At 48.5% G+C, this 6,056-nt stretch carries 6 protein-coding genes, 2 tRNA genes, 1 rRNA gene and 1 pseudogene; 8 read left to right on the forward strand and 2 right to left on the reverse strand.

Going from position 1 to position 6,056, the window contains the following annotated elements:
• The 3 genes from rrf to VJY99_RS02915 form a co-directional block, all read left to right on the forward strand.
• Positions 1-114, forward strand: a 5S ribosomal RNA gene (rrf, locus tag VJY99_RS02905); the annotation flags it as partial.
• Positions 115-174: 60 nt separating this feature from the next.
• Positions 175-251 (forward strand) — tRNA-Asp (locus VJY99_RS02910).
• A 55-nt stretch (positions 252-306) separates the two neighbouring features.
• Positions 307-382, forward strand: a tRNA-Trp gene (locus VJY99_RS02915).
• A gap of 80 nt (positions 383-462) precedes the next feature.
• Here VJY99_RS02915 and hdfR read toward each other — a convergent pair.
• Entirely contained in the window at positions 463-1,287 is an 825-nt protein-coding gene (hdfR, locus tag VJY99_RS02920) for an HTH-type transcriptional regulator HdfR (protein WP_324116162.1), read from the reverse strand.
• Between the two features lie 119 nt (positions 1,288-1,406).
• Here hdfR and VJY99_RS02925 point away from each other — a divergent pair, with 119 nt between their 5' ends.
• Positions 1,407-1,745, forward strand: coding sequence for a DUF413 domain-containing protein (locus VJY99_RS02925; protein ID WP_324116164.1), 339 nt, complete (start codon positions 1,407-1,409; stop codon positions 1,743-1,745).
• Between the two features lie 27 nt (positions 1,746-1,772).
• Here VJY99_RS02925 and VJY99_RS02930 read toward each other — a convergent pair whose 3' ends face one another.
• Positions 1,773-3,293, reverse strand: a complete 1,521-nt coding sequence (locus VJY99_RS02930; RefSeq protein WP_324116166.1) for a YifB family Mg chelatase-like AAA ATPase — start codon at positions 3,291-3,293, stop codon at positions 1,773-1,775.
• 354 nt (positions 3,294-3,647) lie between these two features.
• Between VJY99_RS02930 and ilvL the strand changes: the two genes are divergently transcribed.
• The 4 genes and pseudogenes from ilvL to VJY99_RS02950 all read left to right on the forward strand — a co-directional run.
• Positions 3,648-3,746 carry an ilv operon leader peptide gene (gene ilvL / locus VJY99_RS02935; RefSeq protein ID WP_072009493.1) on the forward strand — a complete coding sequence of 33 codons (99 nt, stop codon included), beginning with the start codon at positions 3,648-3,650 and terminating at the stop codon, positions 3,744-3,746.
• Between the two features lie 139 nt (positions 3,747-3,885).
• Positions 3,886-5,532 (forward strand): acetolactate synthase 2 catalytic subunit, encoded by a 1,647-nt coding sequence (gene ilvG, locus VJY99_RS02940; protein WP_324116168.1) that lies wholly within the window; start codon positions 3,886-3,888, stop codon positions 5,530-5,532.
• The gene (ilvM, locus tag VJY99_RS02945; RefSeq protein ID WP_324116170.1) at positions 5,529-5,786 is read left to right on the forward strand and encodes an acetolactate synthase 2 small subunit; all 258 of its coding nucleotides are present in this window, start codon (positions 5,529-5,531) and stop codon (positions 5,784-5,786) included. Before ilvG ends, ilvM begins: the two co-directional genes overlap by 4 nt.
• A gap of 19 nt (positions 5,787-5,805) precedes the next feature.
• Positions 5,806-6,056 (forward strand): annotated as a pseudogene (locus VJY99_RS02950) (branched chain amino acid aminotransferase); the annotation flags it as partial.

A 6,056-nucleotide genomic window follows, 5' to 3' on the forward strand; every position in this document is an offset into this window, starting at 1 on the left:
TGGCGGCACTAGCGCGGTGGTCCCACCTGACCCCATGCCGAACTCAGAAGTGAAACGCCGTAGCGCCGATGGTAGTGTGGGGTCTCCCCATGCGAGAGTAGGGAACTGCCAGGCTCCAAATTCAAAGCAGTAAAAGCCAGACTGTGACATCTGGTGGTAGTAAAGAAATTCGGTGGAGCGGTAGTTCAGTCGGTTAGAATACCTGCCTGTCACGCAGGGGGTCGCGGGTTCGAGTCCCGTCCGTTCCGCCACTTATTAAAAATATTATGCCTGCTAAATTAGCGGGCTTAATAATAAGCGTTCTTTAGGGGCGTAGCTCAGTTGGTAGAGCACCGGTCTCCAAAACCGGGTGTCGCGAGTTCGAGTCTCTCCGCCCCTGCCATATAATGATCCTTTGCTTCGGCAAAGGATTTTTTTTGTCTAAATTTCCTCAAAATCCTTCCCTAAAACTACAAAAGCGCATTACTGCGCTATGAGTGGTGTCTTGAGTAACTCTTTGATTATGCTTTGTTTGTCGCTATTTTGTAACCAGATTGCATACAGTGGACGCGAAAGCGTAGTGGTATTCGGTACCTGATAAATTCCTTTGCGATCTTTAGCCCATTCCACAGGTAAAAATGAACAACCATTGAGCTGTGACAGTAGCTTATAAGCGATTTTAGCTGAGCTGGTCGTCAGAACGGGAATATCATCATTATTGATGAGCCCCGTTTCGTGCTGTTGGAAATCAGGGCCCCATTCCAGACGTAAATAAGTTAACCCTGTTGTAGATTTTTGCGCAGAGGCTGAAAAAAGTGCCAGGCTGAAATGTCCCAGTAACTGGCTAGAAAACTCGTCCATTTTGGGTGATTCTGTCGTGATCAACAGATCAAGTTGTCGTTCATGCAGCTGTTTTACCAACGACTGTCGTTGGGAAATACGTGCTTCAAATTGCATGTCTTTATGCTCTTGATAGAGCGTCACTAACCACTCTGAGAGCATGCATTCCCACAGTGATGCACTGGCACCAATCGTGAGCTCATTGTGCTGAGATGTGTGGGAAACCTCTTTCTTGGCAGCAAGCCAAATATTCATCAGATTTTCTGCGTAAGGCAGTAAACGTTCCCCCGCTGTTGTAAGACGAATATTATTACGATGGCGAGTAAAAAGATTTACACCAAGCTGATTCTCTAATTGGCGAATTCTGAAGCTAACGGCTGATTGCGTTAGATAAAGAGCCTCTGCAGCTCGTCCAAAATGCCGAGTTCTGCTTACTTCGAGGAACGTTTTTAATAATTCAGTATCCACGACCCACTCCCAAAAAAAATTTGTCGTTATGATTTAAATGTTTTGTTTGACGCTCTGTCAAGCGTAACTAATACTCCGCGCCATAAATAGCTCGACCAAGAGAATTAGGAGCGTGCAGGATGGCGGAAAGCTTTACGACGACTAATCGGTTTTTCGACAATAAACATTATCCGCGCGGGTTCGCTCGCCATGGTGATTTCACCATCAAGGAAGCCCAACTATTAGAACGTTATGGTTATGCGTTCAATGAGTTGGATCTTGGCAAGCGTGAACCTGGTAGTGAAGAAGAAGTTCTGTTTGTCGCGGTATGCCGTGGCGAACGTGAGCCAGTGACAGAAGCTGAACGTGTATGGAGCAAGTACATGACGCGAATCAAGCGTCCTAAGCGTTTCCATACACTCTCCGGTGGCAAGCCACAGGCGGACACGGTCGAAGACTACACTGACAGTGATGACTAATAAAAATGGGGCTAAGGCCCCATTTTTTTATCCGGTAAGCTGCTGCAAGTGAATGAGCAAGCGGTCGATTGCACGATAGCTTAGCGCTTCCAAAAGATGTTCCCGCTTTATCTTCTCGTTCTCCTGAATATCAGCGATCGTTCGTGCAACTTTTAATAATCGATGCCATGCGCGAACTGACAATCCTAGCTTTAACAACGTTTCCTCCAACCAAATGGCATCACTGTGCTCAATAACACAATGTTTGCGAATTTCATGGTTATCCAATCTCGCATTGAGTTTTTGTTGGCGTATAAGCTGCCGTTGTTGTGTGGCGATGACTCGAGTTCTTACATCAGCACTGCTTTCACTGCTCAGAACGGGGTTACTTAGCATGCCGGGTGGTGGCAGAGGGATCTCGACTGATAAATCAAAGCGATCGAGAAATGGCCCTGACAGGCGGCTGAGATAGCGTAATGTTTGCTCGGGAGTACAGCGATTATGTTTCCCCTGGTAATGCCCGGTCGGGCTGGGATTCATCGCAGCTAGCAATTGGAAATTGGCGGGGTAACTGATTTTAACCCGGGCACGGGAGATGTGAATCTCCCCAGATTCTATAGGCTCACGTAATGCATCAAGCACACGACGTTCAAATTCGGGTAGCTCATCGAGAAACAGGATTCCGTTATGCGCCAACGATATCTCACCTGGCCGGGGAATCGAACCTCCACCAACCATTGCAGCCAATGAAGCGCTGTGATGAGGCGCTCTGAAAGAGCGCTGGCGCCACTGTTGCTGCAGCATGTGTGGATTGACCAGGCTGAGAATAGCCGCACTCTCCAGTGCTTCACTGTCGCTTAATGGAGGGAGTAGCGTTGTCAGACGACTGACGAGCATGGTTTTACCTGTACCAGGCGGCCCAATGAGCAATAGGTTATGCCCGCCAGCTGCGGTGATTTCCAGTGCTCGCTTCCCTTGTGACTGGCCAAAGATTTCATTGAGATCTTGTCGATGCTCAATGTGCGGCTGCTGTAGTTTTTCTGGGGAAGACAAATCTCCTTTACCCTCCAGAAATGCGCATACCTCCGTGAGATGACTTGCCGTAAGGCAACCTGCTTGCTCAATTAAGCCAAGCTCTGCAGCGTTCTCATCTGCAACAACAATCTTTTTCCCTGATTTTAAAGCTTCCATAGCAGATGAAATCGCGCCTGGGACGCCACGTAACGCACCGGTAAGCGCCAGTTCCCCAACGAACTCATATTGACCTAACTTATCGATGGAAAGTTGCTCAGACGCTGCCAGCAGCGCTAGCGCGATAGGTAAGTCATACCTGCCCCCCTCCTTGGGAAGATCCGCTGGCGCGAGATTTATGGTTATCTTACGGGCCGGAAAAGTGTAACCACTATTGATGATGGCACTTCGTACCCGGTCCCGAGCTTCACGTACGGTTGTTTCCGGTAATCCAACCATGGTCAAGCCAGGCAAGCCCTGGCTGATATGCACTTCTACGGTGACCAGTGGCGCGGAGATACCTAAAGCTGCCCTTGTATAAACAACTGCCAGTGACATAGTTGATTCCTCTGGGATGAGGCTTCATCCTGACAGTTAGCAGAGGTCGTCAAAAGAGGGGAAATGTTCTTCCTCGGGAGACCTTCCAGACTTTCGAGCGAGACTTCTTTTTTTGACAATTATTCTGCGATGTATCTCGCAAAAGATTTAGTAATTGTGTGTTTTGAAAAATAGAATAAGAGTTTGCTCTGGATGAAATATTTTCATTATGGTGTTATTTGTTGAAAACAAATAAGTTTTTCATCAGTGTTTTTTTAAGGCCTTTCACTTATCATAAAAAAATCTTGTCTAATAGGTTGGCCCTGTGATAACTCTGTAGGCATTACTTCGAACAAGTTGTCAGAACATACAAATATGAAAGCCCTTCTACAAGTGATTAGCCTAGTCGTGATTAGCGTGGTGGTGATTATTATCCCACCGTGCGGGGCTGCACTTGGAGAAAGAAAGGCTTAAAAATCAAGCCTGAATCGAAAAGAACCCCCGCACCGAAAGGTCCGGGGGTTTTTTGTTGGGTAAAGAAATTCGGAGAGCAACAGATGATGCGTTACAGAATAAAATTCTGTTTCTCCGATAATGAGACGGGGAACTAACTATGAATGGTGCACAGTGGGTAGTACATGCGTTGCGAGCGCAAGGTGTAGAGACTGTTTTCGGCTATCCGGGTGGCGCAATAATGCCAGTTTACGATGCATTATATGACGGTGGTGTAGAACATTTACTTTGTCGTCACGAACAAGGCGCCGCCATGGCAGCCATCGGTTATGCTCGTTCTACTGGGAAAACAGGTGTTTGCATCGCCACTTCCGGGCCTGGTGCGACCAACTTAATCACTGGCCTTGCTGATGCGCTGTTAGATTCCGTTCCAATCGTTGCCATAACCGGCCAGGTTGCATCTCCCTTCATAGGTACCGATGCTTTCCAGGAAGTTGATGTTTTAGGATTGTCCCTCGCCTGTACTAAACACAGTTTCCTTGTTGAATCATTTGATGATTTGCCCCGCGTTCTCGCAGAAGCTTTCGAAATAGCAAACTCTGGCCGTCCAGGCCCCGTTTTGGTTGATATACCAAAAGACATCCAGCTGGCACAAGGCGACCTGGAGCCGTGGTTATCTACTGTTGAAGATGATTTTGACATTCCGCACGCAGAGCTGAACCAAGCCTTCGACATGATTGCTACTGCTCGCAAGCCGATGCTGTATGTCGGTGGTGGAGTCGGTATGGCTCAGGCAGTTCCTGCATTGCGTGAATTCATCGCGGTCACCCACATGCCTTCAACCGTCACGCTGAAAGGTCTGGGTGCGGTTCCGGCAGACCATCCGTTTTATACCGGCATGTTAGGGATGCACGGCACCAAAGCGGCGAACCTGGCAGTACAAGAGTGTGACTTGTTGATTGCGGTTGGCGCGCGTTTTGATGACCGCGTAACCGGTAAGCTGAATACCTTTGCCCCACACGCCAAAGTTATTCATATGGATATCGACCCGGCAGAGTTGAGTAAATTACGCCAGGCGCATGTCGGGTTGCAGGGCTGTCTGACTCAATTATTACAGGCCCTGCAACAGCCGTTAGACATCGCAGAATGGCAGCAGGAAATCACAACTTTACGTGCTGAAAACCCTTGGCGTTACGATCATCCAGGCGAAGCCATTTTTGCTCCGTTGCTGCTCAAGCAAATCTCTGATCGCAAACCACAAGAATGCGTAGTGACCACCGATGTGGGTCAGCACCAAATGTGGACGGCTCAACACATGTCGTTTACTCGGCCGGAAAACTTCATCACGTCGAGTGGTTTAGGGACGATGGGCTTTGGGCTTCCAGCGGCAGTCGGGGCGCAAGTTGCCCGACCGAATGATACCGTTATCTGTATCTCGGGTGACGGCTCTTTCATGATGAACGTGCAGGAGCTGGGCACCGTAAAACGAAAAAAATTACCGTTGAAAATCGTTTTACTGGATAACCAGCGTTTAGGGATGGTTCGACAGTGGCAGCAAATGTTTTTCTCCGAACGCTACAGCGAAACCAACCTCTCCGATAACCCCGACTTCCTCATGCTGGCCAGTGCCTTCGGTATCCCAGGCCAACACATTACCCGTAAAGACCAGGTTGAAGCTGCTATCGACACCATGCTCAATAGCGAAGGTCCATACATGCTTCACGTTTCAATTGATGAGTATGAAAACGTCTGGCCGTTGGTACCACCCGGTGCCAGTAACTCGCAAATGCTGGAGAAATTATCATGATGCAACATCAGCTCGCTGTTCAGGCCCGTTTTCGTCCAGAAACGCTGGAGCGCGTGTTACGCGTGGTACGCCATCGCGGTTTTCAAGTATGTTCTATGAACATGGTCACGGTGGGCAACACTGAGGATATTAATATTGAATTGACCGTTGCCAGCCTGCGCCCAGTCGAATTACTGTTTAGTCAATTAAGCAAACTGGTTGACGTTGGACGCGTCGAAATCCAGCAACAAACAACACAACAAATCCGCGCCTGAGCGCAGAAGGAAGAGAATAATGACAACGAAGAAAGCTGATTACATCTGGTTCAATGGTGAGATGACGCCATGGGGCGAGGCAAAGGTTCATGTCATGTCCCATGCGCTGCATTACGGCACATCGGTCTTCGAAGGCATCCGTTGCTACGAGTCTCACATTGGTCCAGTGGTGTTCCGCCATCGTGAACACATGCAGCGTTTGCGTGATTCAGCAAAAATCTATCGTTTCCCTGTATCACAAAGTGTTGATGAGCTGATGGAAGCTTGCCG

The organism is Buttiauxella sp. (genome assembly GCF_035271705.1).
In the GTDB taxonomy this organism is placed as follows: domain Bacteria; phylum Pseudomonadota; class Gammaproteobacteria; order Enterobacterales; family Enterobacteriaceae; genus Buttiauxella.

Excerpts from the sequence above, each read along its gene's own strand:
- VJY99_RS02925 (WP_324116164.1), top strand. The coding sequence starts at position 1,407 with ATGGCGGAAAGCTTTACGACGACTAATCGGTTTTTCGACAATAAACAT.
- VJY99_RS02930 (WP_324116166.1), bottom strand. The coding sequence starts at position 3,293 with ATGTCACTGGCAGTTGTTTATACAAGGGCAGCTTTAGGTATCTCCGCG.
- ilvL (WP_072009493.1), top strand. The coding sequence starts at position 3,648 with ATGAAAGCCCTTCTACAAGTGATTAGCCTAGTCGTGATTAGCGTGGTG.
- ilvG (WP_324116168.1), top strand. The coding sequence starts at position 3,886 with ATGAATGGTGCACAGTGGGTAGTACATGCGTTGCGAGCGCAAGGTGTA.
- ilvM (WP_324116170.1), top strand. The coding sequence starts at position 5,529 with ATGATGCAACATCAGCTCGCTGTTCAGGCCCGTTTTCGTCCAGAAACG.